The sequence below is a fragment of the Cupriavidus sp. DL-D2 genome (genome assembly GCF_039710735.1).
Classification (GTDB): domain Bacteria; phylum Pseudomonadota; class Gammaproteobacteria; order Burkholderiales; family Burkholderiaceae; genus Cupriavidus.
Genome location: NZ_JBDKXK010000055.1, coordinates 19,263 through 35,064 on the forward strand (window position 1 = coordinate 19,263; position 15,802 = coordinate 35,064).

Consider the following 15,802-nt stretch of genomic DNA (forward strand, 5'->3'; position numbering starts at 1 on the left):
TCTGCTTGCCGATATCGCAGTTTGAACTGCTGGCCCTCTCCCCCGACCCCTCTCCCGCCTTGCGGGAGAGGGGAGCAACCAAGCGGGAAACTACGACCTCCCCATCTCCCCCCGATGTCGCATCATCATCTCCCGGAAGCTCTGCGCCGGTGGCGACAGCGACCGATCCGCGTGCGTCAGTAATGAAATCTCGCGCGAGATCACCGGGTCTTGCGGCATCACCGTCACCAGCCCAAGCGACGACGTCAACCGCGTCACTGCAGTACTCATCACCGCAATCCCGAGTCCCGCATCGACCATGCCCACCATCGTCAGCGGCAGCGACACCTCATGCACGCGCGATAGCGTGATGTTGTGCGTGGCGAGCGCGGCGTCGAGGCAATCGCGAATCGGGTTGCCGCGATGGGGACCAATCACGGGCAGCTTCGCCACGTCCTCCCATTTCAACTCGCGGCGGCGCGCCAGCGGATGGCTCGGCGGCATCACGATGACGAATGCGTCGGACGAGAGCCGGTGCGCGAGGAGATCGGGCTGACCCTCGGGAATCGTGCCGATGCCGAAATCCACCGCGCCCGCGCTGACCATGCGCGGCACTTCATCCTCGGCCACGTCGTGCAGTTCCACCTTGACGCCCGGATGTCCCACGCTGAACTCGCGGATAAAGCGCGGCAGCATCAGCGCGGCCTGGATCGATGACGCGGCAATCGACACGCGTCCGCGTCCCAGCGTGCGCAGTTCGACGGAACTGTCGAGCACGCTGTCGATATCGGCAACGGCCTTGCGCACCATGGGCAGCAGTTCCGCGCCGGCCTGCGTGATCTGCATGAGCCGTGTATGGCGATCGAACAGCTTCAGACCCAGATGCGTTTCGAGTTCGTGGATCAATGCACTGATCGACGATTGCGACAAGTTCAGTTTTTCGGCGGCGCGCGTGAAGTGAAGTTCTTCGGCCACGGCGATGAAAGCGCGTAGCTGGCGCAGCGAAACGTTCAGGTTTGCGGGCATGTCTCCCCTGCTCTGTTGCTCTGTTGTATTGGCGATGGCAGTCGATTCAGAGGGTAACACGATCAATAAATCCGATTCCGGGCATTTACCGATGACATCGCACCAACCATCATCCAGGGACGGCCAAGCGTTCCTGGCATCGCCACTCGCGCACGGGCCAACGGCATTCCACAGGAGTGAAGATGAGAGCGTTTGAATACCTCGAACCCGCTACGCTGGCCGAAGCCTCTGCGCTGCTGCAGCGCTGCGGTCGCCGCGCCAGCGTACTGGCCGGCGGCACCGACCTGCTCGTGCAGATCAAGGAGTCGCATCGCCAGCCCGCACACGTCATCAACATCAAGAAGATTCCGGGCATGGATGTGCTGTCCTTCGATCCCGCCGAAGGATTGCGCATTGGCGCACTGGTGACCACGCGCGAAGTGGAAACCAGCTACGCCGTGCGCCGCCACTATGCGGGCCTGGCGCGCGCCGTGACGGACTTCGCATCGATCCAGGTGCGCAATCGCGCCACCGTCGTCGGCAACGTGTGTCGCGCTTCGCCTTCGGCAGATTCACTCGCGCCGCTGATTGCCGACCGCGCCGAGGTGCATCTCTACGGCCTCCATGGGTCGCGGTCGATGTCCGTCGAGGCGTTCGTTACCGGGCCGGGCAAGACCGCACTCGGCGTGGATGAACTGGTATCGCGCATCACGATCCCCACACCGGCGCCGAACACCGGCAAGGCGTATCTCAAGCACGGGCGCCGCGTGCAGATGGAACTCGCAACCGTAGGCGTGGCGGTGTCGATCACGATCGAGCGCGGACACTGCACCGATGTGGGCATCGTGCTCGCCGCCGTGGGACCGAAGCCCCTGCGCGCAGCGAAAGCCGAGGCCGTGCTGCGCGGCCATTCCCTGAGCGATGCGCTGGTACTTCAGGCCGCGCACACGGCCATGGAAGATGCCCGCCCCATTACCGATGTGCGCGCAAGCGCCGAATACCGCCGCGAGATGGTGGGCGTGCTGACGCGCCGCGCCATCGCCCAGGCCCTGGAGATGCTCTGATGCGCAAACTGATTGCACTCGAAATCAACGGCGAGCCGATGGAGCTGGCCGTGGAAACCCACAGCACGTTGCTCGATGCATTGCGCAACGATGCCGGACTCACTGGCACCAAGAAGGGTTGCGATGTGGGCGAATGCGGCTCCTGCACGATCCTCGTCAACGGCACGCCGATGAACAGTTGCCTGATGCTCGCGCCGGAAGCCCACGGTTGCAGCCTGACCACGATCGAAGGGGTTCAGGCAAGTCCCGACGCCGTGCATCCCGTGCAGGAGCAGTTCATGCGCTGCGGCGCTGCACAGTGCGGATTCTGCACACCCGGCTTCGTCGTGGCGGCCAAGGCGTTGCTCGACGCCAACCCGCAACCGACGCGCGACGAAATTCGCTTTGCCATCGCCGGCAACATCTGCCGCTGCACCGGTTACACCAAGATCATCGAAGCCATCGAGCGCGCCGCCGCAGACATGGCAGGTTTGCCCATGACGGAGGTGACGCGATGACTCATGCCGTGATCGGACATAGCGTCAAACGCACGGACCTGCTCGACAAGGTCACCGGCAACGCGAAGTACGTGGCCGATATGCCGATGGCTGGCCTGCTGCACGCGAAGATGAAGCGTAGCAACGTAGCGCACGCACGCATCGTTCGCATCGACACCTCGGCTGCATTGGCGCTGCCCGGCGTCAAGGCCGTCCTCACGCACGAGAACGTGCCGCGCGTGCTGCATGCCGGCTCGCCACACCCGCGCTCGGCATCGGTGACATGCGATCAGTACATCCTCGACGACAAGGTGCGTTACTGGGGTGAAGGCGTGGCGGCCGTTGCGGCCATCAGCGAAGAGATTGCGGCGCGTGCCGTGGAACTGATCGAAGTCGAGTACGAACCGCTGCCCGCAGCATTCACGGTGGAAGACGCTGCCGCGCCCGGTGCGACGTTGATCCACGACCGCGAACCCGGTGGCAACCTCGTGCTGCCGCCGGTACGCATCGAACGTGGCGACGTGGAGCGCGGTTTTGCTGAAGCCGACTTCATCCTCGAAGGCGAATACGAAGGGGGCCGGCCCACGCCTGCGTATATGGAACCCAACGTGCTGACGTGTCGCTGGGATGGCAATGGCAACCTGACCGTGTGGATTTCCACGCAAACCGCCTTCATGGTGCGCGGCATCATGGCCGAAGTGCTGGGCCTGCCGCTGCACAAGGTGCGCGTACTGGTCGATCACATGGGCGGCGGCTTCGGCGCGAAGCAGGATCTGTTTCAGAGCGAGTTCCTCTGCGCGCTGCTGGCGCGCGAGACGCACCGCCCCGTGCGCATGGAATACACGCGTGAAGAAACCTTCACGGGCGGACGCACGCGTCATCCCGCAAAGATCTGGCTGCGCCAGGGCTTTCGCAACGATGGCACGATCACCGCGCGCGAAGCCAAGGTGGTGTTCAATTCCGGCGCCTACGGTTCGCATGGCCCCGGCGTGACGAACGTAGGCACGGCGGCGATGGTGTCGCTCTATCGGTGCGAGAACGTCCGGCTGGAAGGACGCTGCGTCTATACCAACAGCCCGATTGCCGGCGCCTTTCGCGGCTATGGCGTGGTGCAGACCTACTACGCGCTCGACATCCAGATGGACGAGGCCGCCGAACGTCTCGGCATCGATCCCGCCGAACTCAAGCTCAAGAATGCCGTGCGGGAAGGCGATATCGCACCGTCGAATCATCCGTTGATCGGACACGGTCTCGAAGCGTGCATCGAGAAAGGGATGGAGGTGGTCGACTGGAAGGCGGCTCGCGCGCGCACACTTCAGCAACAAGGCGTGATCCGGCGCGGATGGGGGATCGGCTGCGAGATGCACGGCAGCAGCGCGTATCCCGGCATCAAGGAGCAGGGCAACGCCATCGTCAAGATGAACGAGGATGGCACCGTGGTGCTGCTGACCGGTGCTGCCGGGCTTGGCACGGGCGCGCATACCGCGCTCGCACAGATCGTGGCAGAGGAACTGGCGATTCCTTTTGATACCGTCAGCGTGGTGCACGGCGATACCGACGTGGTGCCCTGGGACATCGGCGCATTCGCGAGCCACACCACCTATATGGTGGGCCGCGCGGCGCAGATGGCTGCCACGGAAATCAAGACGCAGTTGCTGGCGCGTGCAGCAAAGCAGATGGAAGCGGAGCCATCGCAGCTTGTCATCGACAACGGCGTGATGTCGGTGGTGGGCCGTGATGGCCCGACGCTGACCGTGCGCGAGGCCGTGATGCCACGCAAGGGACTGCCTGCTGCGCAGTTTGTCGGCACCGCCACGTATCACCCAACCAAGTCATATTCGTTCGCGGCGCATTTCGCCGAGGTCGAAGTCGATACCGAGACGGGCTTCATCACCGTGAAGCAGGTGGTGCCCGTGCACGACATTGGCAAGGTCATCCATCCGGTAGCCGCAGCAGGACAGATCGAAGGCGGCATTCAACAGGGCATTGGCCATACGCTGTACGAGGACTATCAGATCGACATGCAGACGGGCCGCTCGCTCAACGCCAACTTTGTCGACTACAAGATGCCGCTGGCGATGGACATGCCCGAGATTCGCACTGTCCTGCTCGAAGCCGCGCCCGATCCGGGCGGCCCGTTCGGCGCGAAGGGCGTGGGCGAAGATCCGATTGTCGCCATTGGACCGGCCATCGCCAATGCCGTGTTCGATGCGATTGGCGTGCGCTTCCGCCACTACCCGATCAAGCCCGAGCAGGTATTGCAGGCGCTGGCTGCGAAACGTGCGGCGGAGGTTGCAGCATGAGCACCGCGCGCCGGGTCGTCGTCGCAATCACCGGCGCGAGCGGCGCGGTGTATGGCGTGCGATTGTTGCAGGCGCTGGCGATGAACGATGACTGCGAGACGCACCTGATCTGTTCATCGTCAGGACTACTGACCTTGCATCACGAACTCGGGATGCAACGCGCGGATGTCGAACGAATCGCCGGTGTCGTCCACAACGTGCGCGATATCGGCGCCAGCGTGGCCAGCGGATCGTTTCGCTGCGACGGCATGGTGATTGCGCCGTGTTCGATGCGCACGCTCGCCGCCGTGGCGACGGGTCTCGCAGACAACCTGATCGCACGCACCGCCGACGTCATGCTCAAGGAGCGCCGCAAGCTCGTGCTGCTGGCGCGCGAGACACCGTTGCACCTCGTACATCTGCGCAACATGACCACCGTGACCGAGATGGGCGCCATCGTCATGCCACCGGTGCCCGCGTTCTATACGCATCCCCAGCACGTTGACGACATCGTCAACCACACCGTGGGCCGTGTGCTCGACCTGTTCGGCATCGATCACGCGGGCCTTGTTTCACGATGGGCCGGCATGCGTGCCGCGCTCGCACCCCATACCAACGAAGAACTTATCCCGGAGACGACATGACCCACCACCATAAAGCCCTGCCGCCTGTTCCCGTCACGATCCTGACCGGCTTCCTCGGCGCCGGCAAGACCACGCTGCTGAACCACATCCTCACGGAGAAGCATGGGCACCGCATCGCCGTGATCGAGAACGAATTCGGTGAAGTCGATGTCGATTCGGATCTCGTCATGACATCCGACGAAGAGATCTACCAGATGACCAATGGGTGTATCTGCTGCGTGGTGGATGTGCGCACGGACCTCGTGCGCATCCTGCAGACGCTGCTGGAACGGCCCGAGCGCTTCGACCATATCCTGGTGGAAACCAGCGGACTGGCCGACCCGACACCGGTTGCCGCCACGTTCTTCATGGATAACGACGTGGCAAAGCAGGTCACGCTCGACGGCATCCTGACGCTGGTGGATGCGGTGCATATCGAAGACCATCTCGACGATCCCAAGCTGTCTGGTTTCGACAACCAGGCGGTAGACCAGATCGTGGCGGCGGACCGCATCATCCTGAACAAGTGCGATCTGGTGTCCGATGCACGGCTCGATGCGCTGACCACACGGTTGCATCATCTGAACGAAGGCGCGCAGATCGTGCGCTCCAACTATGCGCAGGTGGATCTGTCGCGCATTCTTGGTATCGGCGGCTTCACGCCGGGCCTGGCACAACTGCCTGATGACACGCATGACCATCATCACGGCCATGACCACGATGCCGATCACGTCTGCGATGAACTGTGCGATCACGCGCATGACGATGACGAGCATGCGCACCGGCATGATCCGTCGGTGTCATCGGTGTCGCTGGTCTTCGATGTGCCGTTTGACCGCCAGCGGCTGGAACACGCGTTGCGCGCGCTGCTGGCTGCACAAGGTGACGATGTGTTCCGCATGAAGGGCATCGTCGCCGTGCAGGACGATGAACAGCGCCACGTGCTGCAGGCCGTGCACCGGCTGATGGATTTTCACCCGGCGGATGCGTGGGGCAATCAGCCACGCGAAAGCAAGTTCGTCTTCATCGGCCGCAACCTGGATCGCGCCCGGCTGCAAACGCTGCTGCGCGTCTGCCAACCGGCGCAGGTAGCGGCGTAACGCAGGCTCTGGGACCCCATCGCGATACCGATGGGTGCTTGGCGCAGCCACGTTCATGGTGGCTGCGCTTTTTTTGTTTGGCGGGGCATATCGACCGCTGTTGGTTTGCTCCCCTCTCCCATGCAATGGGAGAGGGGCTGGGGGAGAGGGCCGGAGGCTCTGCTTGCCAACCACGTCGCAATTTGCGTCGCTGGCCCTCTCCCCCGCCCCTCCCCCGCCCCTCTCCCGCCCCTCTCCCGCAAGCGGGAGAGGGGAGAAAACCACGAGGGAAAGTCAAACGCTCAACGCCCCCGCAGCGTCGCCGAAGGCAATTCCCCGAACGCCTTCCGATACTCCCGCGAAAACAGACTCAAATGTGTGAATCCATGCCGCGCGGCAATCGTCGCCACCACGCCTGGTGTCGGCATGGCGCGTTGCAGCGCCGTGCGGGCGCCCTGCAGACGCAGCAGGCGCAGGTATTCCATCGGCGTGACGTCCTTGCTCTTGCGGAAGCCAAGCTGCAACGTGCGTTCGCAAACGCCGCAGTGTTCTGCCAGAGCCTGTAGCGTCACGGGCTTGTCGAGGTTTTCTCGCAGATAGCGGATCGCGCAGCGCACATAGCCCGGCAGGGTCGGCAGGTATCCGCGTGGCAACAGGCTGCCGTCCTTGCCGAAATGGTCGATCAACAAACTGGACAGCACAATCTGTCCGATGGCCGCATCGGCGGCTGGCGGGCCTGGACGATCCACGCGCATCGCGGCCTCGGCGCGCAGCCACGTCATCATCGCGTGCCAGCGGGCGGACAACTGCGTGTCCGACACCGGTTGCAAAGGAAAGACCAGCGGTGCCGGGGCATCGAAGTGAAAGCTCGCACGGAAGGCTTCCTCCAGCGTCTGCCGTCGCACTACCACGCTGAAGCGTTCGCAGTCCGCATCCAGATGCAGCCGCACGGCCAGCGATGGCGAGAACACCCACGTGTCGCCCGGTGTCATCTCCACCATCGCGCCATCCATCTCCACGCGGCAGCGGCCCGAGAGCACGGTCTGGATCACATACTCGTCCTTGCCCGGCTGCGGCTCCACTTCCATGGCGTGGTCGTAGCGCGTGGTGGCGAGCGTAAGCGGGCCGATGCGACAGACCTGCAGCCGCACATCGGGGAAGTCGTTTTCGGTGCGCAGCCGTGTGGGGCCGAACACGCGCGCGGACAGCGCCTGCACGTGGTCGAGCGCGCGGGCGTGGCGGGCGGTGTTCAATCCTGGTGCAGCATGAGGCGTCATGGTGCAGCGCGCTTGAGCTTGGGGCGGGAACGGGTTCATCCTGGGAGCCATGCAGTTTCCGTGCAAGCTGTGGAAAACCCGCGCGCCTTCGCTTCCATGCGCCCGCTTGCGCAATGTTGCTACACGCGCCACGCCGGCCCCGCTACTTTGTCTGCACACCCCACGACAACTGGCAGGAGAGCCGCCATGACCACCCCCGTCCACCCCGTCGACCAGATCCTGCCCGCACGGGCCATGGTCTCGCTCGGCTTCCAGCACATGCTCGTCAGCTACCTTGGTGCGATTGCCGTGCCGATGATCGTGGCCGGCGCGCTCAAGATGACGCCTGCCGAGACCACATTGCTGATCAGTACCGCACTGTTCACCTCCGGCATTGCCACGCTGCTGCAGACCGTTGGCTTCTGGAAGTTCGGCGTGCGCCTGCCGCTGATGCAGGGCGTAGCGTTTGGATCGGTCGGGCCGGTCATCGCCATCGGCAGCGATCCGTCGCTCGGTTTCACCGGTGTCTGCGGTGCCGTGATCGGTGCCGGGATCGTGACGATGCTGCTGGCGCCGGTCATCGGACGACTCAAGCGATTCTTTCCGCCCGTGGTCAGCGGCTGCATCATCACTTCGGTGGGACTATCGCTGTTTCCCGTGGCCTACCAGTGGGCCGGCGGCGGACACGGCGTGAAAGACTTTGGTTCGCCGCTGTTCCTGATCGTGACGCTCGGCACCGTGGCGCTGATCCTCTTCTTCAACAGCCATGGCGGACACCTGCTGCGCAGCCTGGCCGTGCTGGTGGGGCTCGCAATTGGCGGGGCTGCGGCGTGGATGCTCGGCATGGGCAATTTCGACGAAGTGGCGCGCGCACCTTGGTTCACCATGGTCACGCCTTTCGCGTTTGGCCTGCCCACGTTCAATGCGGGCGCCATCGCCACCATGGTGATCGTGATGGTCGTGCAGATGGTGGAATCGATGGGCCTGTTCGTCGCCATCGGCGATATCGTCAAGCGCCCGGTCAGCGAAGCGGAAGCCACCAACGGCCTGCGTGCCAACGGACTGGCCAGCGCCATCGGCGGCATGTTCGCGGCGTTTCCGTTCATCGCGTTCATGGAGAACGTGGGACTGGTGATCGTGACCGGCGTGCGCAGCCGCTGGGTAGTTGCCACATGCGGGCTCATGCTGTGCGCCGTGGCCTTGGTGCCGAAGATCGGCGCGCTGTTCTCGTCGATTCCTGCCGCAGCATTGGGCGGCGCCACGCTGGTGATGTTCGGCGTGGTCGTGGCAGCCGGCATCCGCACGCTCGGTCAGGTGGACTACGAGAACAAGCCCGCCAATATGAGCGTGGTAGCGCTGACGCTGGCCTGTGCGCTGATGCCCGTCATCATGCCGAACCTGCTGGCGAAGCTGCCGGCCGCGCTGCAACCGTTTGTGCATAGCAGCGTGATCATCGCCTGTGTGGTCTCCGTCGTCCTGAACCTGGTCCTCAACGGTATTCCCAAACGCGAAGAAGAAGACCATCACGCCGTGTCGGCCGAACCCGTGCGGGAGATCTGATCCATGACGACATCATCCAACCTGCTGATTCGCGGTGCCGCCGCTGTGATGACGGGTCGTGCCGGCGATGCCGCACGCGCCGGTGCCGTCGATATCCGCATTCGTGACGGACGCATTGCCGAACTCGCCGCCCATCTCGCACCGCAAGGCGACGAGACCGTGATCCATGCCGATGGCTGCGTGGTCTACCCTGGCTGGGTCAACACGCATCATCACCTGTTCCAGAACCTGCTCAAGGCCGTGCCCGCTGGCATGAATGCCGATCTGCAGGAGTGGCTCGCGAGCGTGCCGTATCCGCGCCTCGACCGCTTTACGCCAGAGATTTTCCGCACGGCGGTGCGGCTCGGCATGGCGGAGCTGCTGCTGTCGGGCACGACGACATGCGCGGATCATCATTACCTGTATCACCACGGTCACGGTGCCGAGACCGGCGATGTGCTGTTCGATGTGGCCGACGAACTTGGCATGCGCATGGTGCTGTGCCGCGGTGGCAATGTGCAATCGAAGTCCAGTCATCCGGGCATGCGTGCCACGGCGCTGGTGCCGGAAACGCTCGATGAGATGCTCGGCGATATCGAGCGGCTCAAGTCGCGCTATCACGATGCCAGCGCCGATGCGCTGCGCCGCGTGGTAGTGGCGCCGACCACGCCCACGTTCTCGCTGCCGCCCTCGTTGCTGCGCGAGGTGGCATCGTTCGCGCGCGGCATGCAGTTGCGCCTGCATTCGCATCTGTCCGAGACGGACAACTACGTGAAGTTCTGCGCGGAAAATTTCCGCTGCACGCCCGTACAGTTCGTGGCCGATCATGACTGGCTCGGTCCCGATGTCTGGTTCGCGCACCTTGTTGCGGTGACGCCCGCCGAGATCCGCATGCTCGGCCAGACCGGCACGGGCATGGCGCACTGCCCGGTCAGCAACGCGCGGCTCGGTAGCGGTATCGCACCGGTGCGTGCCATGGTGGAAGCCGGCGTGCCGATGTCCATCGGCGTCGATGGCGTGGCCTCGAACGAATCGGGCAGCATGGTGCATGAAGCCAACTTCGCGTGGCTCGTGCATCGTGCGTTGGGCGGTGCGAAACAGACGCGCGTCGAAGAGGTCATTCACTGGGGCACGGCGGGCGGCGCGCAGGTGTTGGGGCTGCCCGGCGTCGGCACGCTGGCAGTCGGACAATCGGCGGATCTCGCGATCTACGATGTGAGCGGCTTGCGCTTTGCCGGCTTCCACGATCTCGCCACGGCGCCCGTGGCGGCAGGCGAGCCCACGCCGGTGCGCGACGTCTTCGTGCGCGGGCGCCACGTCGTGCAGGACGGCGCAGTGGTCGGCCTCGACATCGAACGCCTGCGCCGCGATGCAGCACATGCGCTGACGGCCCTGCTGCCGTAGCGTTGTGGGACGGATTCTGATGGTGTGTCTTCTGACGTTGACAGCCATCAAAACGCTCATGGACCGCTGACCTAGACTGGCTGAGTCCCCGACGCTTCACTGCGCGTCGGGGCCTGTTTCTTCATCCGTCTGAAGTCTGAAGGAGGCGCCATGGCAGTCATGCAAGCGGCCGTTTTTGTGGAACCCGGCAAGATCGCGTTACGCGAGAAGCCCATTCCCGCGGTGGGTCCCACCGATGCGCTGATCCGCATCACCACTACCACGATTTGCGGCACCGACGTCCACATTCTCAAGGGCGAGTATCCGGTGCAACCGGGCCTGACCATCGGCCACGAACCCGTTGGCATCATTGAAAAACTCGGCAGCGGTGTGCAGGGATATCGCGAAGGGCAGCGCGTGATTGCCGGTGCCATCTGTCCGAGCTTCTATTCCTACGCTTGCCAGGACGGCTGTTCGTCGCAGGACGGCCAGGGCCATGCGCACGGCTACAAGCCGATGGGCGGCTGGCGCTTTGGCAACACCATCGACGGCACGCAGGCGGAGTACGTACTGGTGCCCGATGCGCAGGCCAACCTCGCGCCCATTCCAGACGGCCTCAGCGACGAACAAGTGCTGATGTGTCCCGACATCATGTCCACGGGCTTCTCCGGCGCAGAACACGCCAACATCAAGATTGGCGATATCGTGGCCGTTTTCGCGCAGGGACCGATCGGCCTGTGCGCCACGGCTGGCGCGCGGCTACGCGGTGCATCGATGATCATCGCCGTCGATGGCATCGGTGACCGTCTGACCATCGCCCGCCAGATGGGTGCCGATGTGACGCTGAATTATCGCGAGGTCGATGTCGTCCAGGAAATCCTGCGGCTCACCGGTGGACGTGGTGTGGACGCATCGATCGAGGCACTGGGTACGCAATCCACTTTCGAGTCCGCACTGCGCGTGCTCAAGCCCGGCGGTACGCTGTCGAGCCTCGGCGTGTATTCCAGCGACCTGCGCATTCCGCTCGATGCCTTCTCCGCCGGGCTGGGCGATCACCGCATCGTGACCTCGCTGTGTCCCGGCGGCAAGGAGCGCATGCGGCGTCTCATGAACGTCATCGAAACCGAACGGATCGATCTCTCCCCGATGGTGACCCATCGATTCCGGCTGGCCGAGATCGAGACGGCCTACGACCTGTTCTCCCATCAACGCGATGGCGTGCTGAAGGTGGCGATTACCCCCTGACCATGAATCGGACCGTGCCGGCGCCGGTTGGCCGTTACGTAACGCGTAACGCGTCTACCTGCCAAAAAGCACGGTCCCATCAGCCTTTGCGGCCCACGCACCCATGGAACGCTTCTTGCCCCTTGTCTGATGACGGACACATGAAACAACAACATAAGAAGTAGAAACTGGGGAGCGCTGCCATGAGGGCTGCCGTCTTGGAGGCCCGGCCACTGGTCGGGATCGGAATTCAACGGGTCTTGCACAGGATCGTCGATATCGAAGCATCGAGCGTGGTCTCGCCGCAATTGGGCGGTGCGAGTTCACTGCGGTCCATCGAACTGCTGATCGTCGGGGAACTGCCACAGGGTTACAGCCCCGCCATGCTCGAGCTACTCAGCTCGGCATCCGCCGTGCGATGCGTACTCTACATGGGGCCAGCGGGCGAAGTGCAATGGATGCCGCCGCGCGAGGTGCCCCCGCTGCTCTCGTGGCTGCCCGAGCATGCCTCGCCAGAGGCCATCGAACACACGGTGCGCACGCTGATCGCATCGCTGCGCGCGGCGGGATCGGCAAACTGTCACGACATCTCCGCATCCGGTGCGGTGTTGCTGATCGATGGAGCAGCGAATGGACGGGCCGGGCATGCCGCCAGCTTTTCCGATGATCACGCGGGCGGCTCCGCGGCTGCCGAACCTATCGTCATCGATCCCAGCCTGTTTGCCACCCCGTTTGCCACGCCGATCGACCGGTCCATGCTGGTTGGCGTATCCGAATGTGTTACCGAGGCGCGCCTGCTCAATCTGACCCAGCGGCAATACGATGTGCTGGTGCTGTTGTCGAAGGGGCTGTCGATCAAGCTCATCAGCCGGCGGCTGCATATCTCGGTGCCTACCGTGAAAAGCCACACGCTGCAGATCTATCGCAGGCTTGCAGCGAGCAACAAGACCGAAGCCGTGTTTGTAGCGCGCGAGAAAGGCGCGCGGCTTGTTGCGGTATCGGGTGCGTCGTCAGGCAGCGATATCGAGGGCGTGGCGGCATAGCGATTGATGCGTTAGCGGCGCCATTGTCCTGCCCTGCAGTACCGCACTGTCATCGTGCTGCCGTTCCGCGCCAGACGGTGCGGCTATCGCACATTGCATCGACTGACCGGGGGCTGACCCCGACTACGGCGGCAAATCTCCTCACCGATAATCGCTTAGGCCGATGCCATCGGCCCAGGAGCCCCAACAACAAGCGGGCTGAAGAATGATCAGTGGAAGGAGATGCAGTGAGCAGTAGCAAGCGTAGTACCGTGCGTCGCGCGCGCGGGATGGCCGTGGCCATCGCTTCCGTTTTCGCAGCAGTGGCCGTGTTCGGCCCGCAGGCAGTGGCCGCCGAAGCGTGGCCCACCAAGCCGATCAAGGTCATCGTGCCGTACACGCCGGGTGGTTCCACCGATACCGTGTCGCGCGTGGTGTTCGAGCGCGTATCGCAAAGCCTGGGCCAGCCCATCATCATCGAGAACAAACCGGGTGCCAACAGCACGCTGGGCGTTGGCGTGGCTGCGCGCTCGGCGCCCGATGGCTACACCTTCGTATCGGTGCTGGCGGCGTATAGCGCCAACATGTCGCTCTATTCCAAGCTGAGCTACAAGCCGTCGGATCTCGCGCCTGTTGCCGAAATGGCCGAGCTGCCGCTGTTCCTCTTCGCCAGCAAGAAGCTGCCCGTGAAGACCGTGGGTGAACTGGTGGACTATGGCAGGAAGCATCCCGACACCCTGACGTTTGGCTCCAGCGGCGTAGGCAGTTCGGCCCACCTGACCGGCGAGCGCCTGTCGATGGAGTCGAAGGTCAAGATGACGCATGTGCCGTACAACGGCAGCGCACCGATCCTGCCCGCGCTGGTGTCCGGCGAGGTATCCGTCGCGTTCGATCCGCTGCTCGTGCCGATGCCGCACGTGAAGTCCGGCAAGATCAACGCACTGGCCGTGGCCTCGGCCAAGCGGTGGCCAGGTGAGCCCAACATCCCGACGATGGAAGAAGCCGGCTTTCCAGGCTTCGTCATGAGTTCGTGGACCGGCCTGATGGCACCCGCCGGCACCCCTCAGCCCATCGTCGATCGCATGGCCAAGGAAATCGCCGCCGCCACACGCAGTGCCGACGTGGCAAAGAAGCTGACCGAACTTGGCTTCATTCCCGTGGGCAGCACGCCCGACGAGTTCCGCAAGCTGATCGAGCGCGATACCACGCGCTACGCGCAGATCGTCAAGGCGGGCAAGATCACGCTCGATTGATTTCTTGCTTGCGCTGCCATGCGGCATACAGGTCAGGCTGGCCCGCCAGCCTGACCGGCACATACGCAATCCGCATCGACTGTTCCGCGAACGGTTTCGCAAGGTCCGCATAGATGGCCGCCGTGGACAGACCATACGGCTCGCCATCGTCATTCGAATAGGCGTACGCCACTTCGACCACTCCTGCCATGCGCATCGCCGCCATGCACATCGGGCAAGGGTTGCCACTGGCGTACACTGCGCATCCTGCAAGGCTGGCACTGCCCAGCGACTGACTGGCGGCCCGGATGGCATTGAGTTCGGCGTGCGAAGTCGGATCGTTGGTCGCCAGGATCTCGTTGACCCCGGTAGCCACCACCTTGCCATCGCGCACGATCACGGCACCGAACGGTCGTCCGCCCTGTTCCATGTTGGCCTGTGCAAGCGCGATGGCCTGCCGCAGAAAGTGTTCGGCTTGCGTCATGGTGAGTTCTCCAAAGTGAAAATCCGTGGGATCGCACGGATTTTCCTCTTTATTTGTCCGTTGGATGCAAAATCCGTGGGATCGCACGGATTCTCTGAAGGTCATCCAAGCCCATTTCCGTTCACGCCCTACGCACGTAGAATCACCTCAAGCACCTCGACCAGACAGGTGCCGCAATCAGATTGGAGACATTGTTGATGCCCCTGCGCAAGACTCTCGTTGCATTGCTGCTGGCTGCTGCCGGCACCGTGCAAGCCGCCTACCCCGACCGTCCCATCAAGCTGATTGTTCCCTTCCCGCCCGGACAGGCCACTGACATCTTTGCCCGCGCGCTGGCCGAGAAGCTCGGCAAGCAACTTGGGCAATCCATCGTCGTCGAGAACCGTGCCGGTGCGGGCAGCAACATCGGCATGGAAATCGCGGCGAAGGCACCGGCCGATGGCTACACGCTGGTCATGGCCGGCAGTGCGATGGCGATCAACCAGACGCTCTACAAGAAGATCAACTACGACCCGCTGCACGATTTCGCGCCGGTCTCCGGTGTGTTCTCGGTGCCGCTGGTATTCCTGGCCACGCCGCAGTCCGGCTACAAGTCGCTGCACGAGCTGATTGCCAAGGCCAAGGCGGCACCGGGCAAGATCAGTTATGCGAGCGCCGGCATTGGCGGCACGCAGCACCTCTCTGCCGAGATGCTCAAGGCGCAGGCGGGCATCTTCATGGTCCACATCCCCTACAAGGGTAGCGGCCCCGCGCAAGCCGATTTTCTCGGCAACCAGATTCCGCTCATGGTCGATTCCGTTACCGCCGCCATGCCGCTGATCCAGTCGAACAAGGCGATACCGCTTGCCGTGACCACAGCCAAGCGTGTGCCACAACTGCAGAGCGTGCCGACGGTACGTGAAGAAGGCGTGCCGGGCTTCGAGGCATTGGGATGGGCCATCCTGATGGCGCCGGCGGATACGCCAGCGAACACGATCGCGCTTCTTAACAGGGAAACCGTGAAGGCGCTCCAGTCGCCCGAGCTTGCGAAGTTCATCACCGATCGTGGCTCCGAACCCATGCCGATGACTCCGGCTGAGACCGGAAAATTTGTCGATGTGGAAATCCGCAAATGGGCCACGGTGGTGAAGCGTTCCGGTGCCACCGCCGATTGA

14 protein-coding genes are annotated in these 15,802 nt (G+C 63.6%); 11 read left to right on the forward strand and 3 right to left on the reverse strand.

Annotated elements, in window-relative coordinates; genetic code table 11:
* Window positions 1–90 precede the first annotated feature (90 nt).
* Complete coding sequence (locus ABDB81_RS23130) at window positions 91–1,005, reverse strand: LysR family transcriptional regulator (protein WP_346813706.1); 915 nt, start codon at window positions 1,003–1,005, stop codon at window positions 91–93.
* A 182-nt stretch (window positions 1,006–1,187) separates the two neighbouring features.
* Between ABDB81_RS23130 and ABDB81_RS23135 the strand changes: the two genes are divergently transcribed.
* Genes ABDB81_RS23135 through ABDB81_RS23155 form a run of 5 tightly spaced genes read left to right on the forward strand, consistent with a single transcriptional unit; the run spans window position 1,188 to window position 6,529 of the window.
* Entirely contained in the window at window positions 1,188–2,048 is an 861-nt protein-coding gene (locus ABDB81_RS23135; protein WP_346813707.1) for a xanthine dehydrogenase family protein subunit M, read from the forward strand.
* Window positions 2,048–2,545, forward strand: a complete 498-nt coding sequence (locus ABDB81_RS23140; protein WP_346813708.1) for a (2Fe-2S)-binding protein — start codon at window positions 2,048–2,050, stop codon at window positions 2,543–2,545. Before ABDB81_RS23135 ends, ABDB81_RS23140 begins: the two co-directional genes overlap by 1 nt.
* A complete protein-coding gene (locus ABDB81_RS23145) occupies window positions 2,542–4,827 on the forward strand; it encodes a molybdopterin cofactor-binding domain-containing protein (protein ID WP_346813709.1) in 2,286 nt (761 codons plus the stop codon). Before ABDB81_RS23140 ends, ABDB81_RS23145 begins: the two co-directional genes overlap by 4 nt.
* A complete protein-coding gene (locus ABDB81_RS23150) occupies window positions 4,824–5,450 on the forward strand; it encodes a UbiX family flavin prenyltransferase (protein ID WP_160474432.1) in 627 nt (208 codons plus the stop codon). The genes ABDB81_RS23145 and ABDB81_RS23150 overlap by 4 nt, the downstream gene beginning before the upstream one ends.
* Entirely contained in the window at window positions 5,447–6,529 is a 1,083-nt protein-coding gene (locus tag ABDB81_RS23155) for a GTP-binding protein (protein WP_160474431.1), read from the forward strand. Before ABDB81_RS23150 ends, ABDB81_RS23155 begins: the two co-directional genes overlap by 4 nt.
* A 281-nt stretch (window positions 6,530–6,810) precedes the next feature.
* Here ABDB81_RS23155 and ABDB81_RS23160 read toward each other — a convergent pair whose 3' ends face one another.
* On the reverse strand, window positions 6,811–7,836 hold the full coding sequence (locus tag ABDB81_RS23160; protein WP_346813710.1) for an AraC family transcriptional regulator: 1,026 nt from the start codon (window positions 7,834–7,836) through the stop codon (window positions 6,811–6,813).
* 135 nt (window positions 7,837–7,971) lie between these two features.
* On the opposite strand from ABDB81_RS23160, the gene ABDB81_RS23165 reads away from it, so the two are divergent.
* The 5 genes from ABDB81_RS23165 (at window position 7,972) to ABDB81_RS23185 (ending at window position 14,185) form a co-directional block, all read left to right on the forward strand.
* The gene (locus ABDB81_RS23165; RefSeq protein WP_160474430.1) at window positions 7,972–9,324 is read left to right on the forward strand and encodes a nucleobase:cation symporter-2 family protein; all 1,353 of its coding nucleotides are present in this window, start codon (window positions 7,972–7,974) and stop codon (window positions 9,322–9,324) included.
* A gap of 3 nt (window positions 9,325–9,327) precedes the next feature.
* Window positions 9,328–10,707, forward strand: a complete 1,380-nt coding sequence (locus ABDB81_RS23170) for an amidohydrolase family protein (RefSeq protein ID WP_346813711.1) — start codon at window positions 9,328–9,330, stop codon at window positions 10,705–10,707.
* A 150-nt stretch (window positions 10,708–10,857) separates the two neighbouring features.
* On the forward strand, window positions 10,858–11,931 hold the full coding sequence (locus tag ABDB81_RS23175) for an NAD(P)-dependent alcohol dehydrogenase (protein WP_160474428.1): 1,074 nt from the start codon (window positions 10,858–10,860) through the stop codon (window positions 11,929–11,931).
* A gap of 239 nt (window positions 11,932–12,170) precedes the next feature.
* The gene (locus ABDB81_RS23180) at window positions 12,171–12,953 is read left to right on the forward strand and encodes a LuxR C-terminal-related transcriptional regulator (RefSeq protein ID WP_237380668.1); all 783 of its coding nucleotides are present in this window, start codon (window positions 12,171–12,173) and stop codon (window positions 12,951–12,953) included.
* A 269-nt stretch (window positions 12,954–13,222) separates the two neighbouring features.
* On the forward strand, window positions 13,223–14,185 hold the full coding sequence (locus ABDB81_RS23185; protein ID WP_346813719.1) for a tripartite tricarboxylate transporter substrate binding protein: 963 nt from the start codon (window positions 13,223–13,225) through the stop codon (window positions 14,183–14,185).
* On the opposite strand, the gene ABDB81_RS23190 is transcribed toward ABDB81_RS23185, so the two are convergent.
* On the reverse strand, window positions 14,172–14,648 hold the full coding sequence (locus tag ABDB81_RS23190; RefSeq protein WP_346813712.1) for a nucleoside deaminase: 477 nt from the start codon (window positions 14,646–14,648) through the stop codon (window positions 14,172–14,174). The two genes, ABDB81_RS23185 and ABDB81_RS23190, sit on opposite strands and share 14 nt — an antisense overlap.
* Window positions 14,649–14,845: 197 nt before the next feature.
* Between ABDB81_RS23190 and ABDB81_RS23195 the strand changes: the two genes are divergently transcribed.
* Window positions 14,846–15,802: a tripartite tricarboxylate transporter substrate binding protein gene (locus tag ABDB81_RS23195; RefSeq protein WP_346813713.1), complete on the forward strand. Its 957-nt coding sequence runs from the start codon at window positions 14,846–14,848 to the stop codon at window positions 15,800–15,802.

What these genes read in the sequence shown, in the direction of transcription:
- ABDB81_RS23130 (WP_346813706.1), bottom strand. Translation starts at nt 1,005, where the DNA reads ATGCCCGCAAACCTGAACGTTTCGCTGCGCCAGCTACGCGCTTTCATC.
- ABDB81_RS23135 (WP_346813707.1), top strand. Translation starts at nt 1,188, where the DNA reads ATGAGAGCGTTTGAATACCTCGAACCCGCTACGCTGGCCGAAGCCTCT.
- ABDB81_RS23140 (WP_346813708.1), top strand. Translation starts at nt 2,048, where the DNA reads ATGCGCAAACTGATTGCACTCGAAATCAACGGCGAGCCGATGGAGCTG.
- ABDB81_RS23145 (WP_346813709.1), top strand. Translation starts at nt 2,542, where the DNA reads ATGACTCATGCCGTGATCGGACATAGCGTCAAACGCACGGACCTGCTC.
- ABDB81_RS23150 (WP_160474432.1), top strand. Translation starts at nt 4,824, where the DNA reads ATGAGCACCGCGCGCCGGGTCGTCGTCGCAATCACCGGCGCGAGCGGC.
- ABDB81_RS23155 (WP_160474431.1), top strand. Translation starts at nt 5,447, where the DNA reads ATGACCCACCACCATAAAGCCCTGCCGCCTGTTCCCGTCACGATCCTG.
- ABDB81_RS23160 (WP_346813710.1), bottom strand. Translation starts at nt 7,836, where the DNA reads ATGGCTCCCAGGATGAACCCGTTCCCGCCCCAAGCTCAAGCGCGCTGC.
- ABDB81_RS23165 (WP_160474430.1), top strand. Translation starts at nt 7,972, where the DNA reads ATGACCACCCCCGTCCACCCCGTCGACCAGATCCTGCCCGCACGGGCC.
- ABDB81_RS23170 (WP_346813711.1), top strand. Translation starts at nt 9,328, where the DNA reads ATGACGACATCATCCAACCTGCTGATTCGCGGTGCCGCCGCTGTGATG.
- ABDB81_RS23175 (WP_160474428.1), top strand. Translation starts at nt 10,858, where the DNA reads ATGGCAGTCATGCAAGCGGCCGTTTTTGTGGAACCCGGCAAGATCGCG.
- ABDB81_RS23185 (WP_346813719.1), top strand. Translation starts at nt 13,223, where the DNA reads ATGGCCGTGGCCATCGCTTCCGTTTTCGCAGCAGTGGCCGTGTTCGGC.
- ABDB81_RS23190 (WP_346813712.1), bottom strand. Translation starts at nt 14,648, where the DNA reads ATGACGCAAGCCGAACACTTTCTGCGGCAGGCCATCGCGCTTGCACAG.
- ABDB81_RS23195 (WP_346813713.1), top strand. Translation starts at nt 14,846, where the DNA reads ATGCCCCTGCGCAAGACTCTCGTTGCATTGCTGCTGGCTGCTGCCGGC.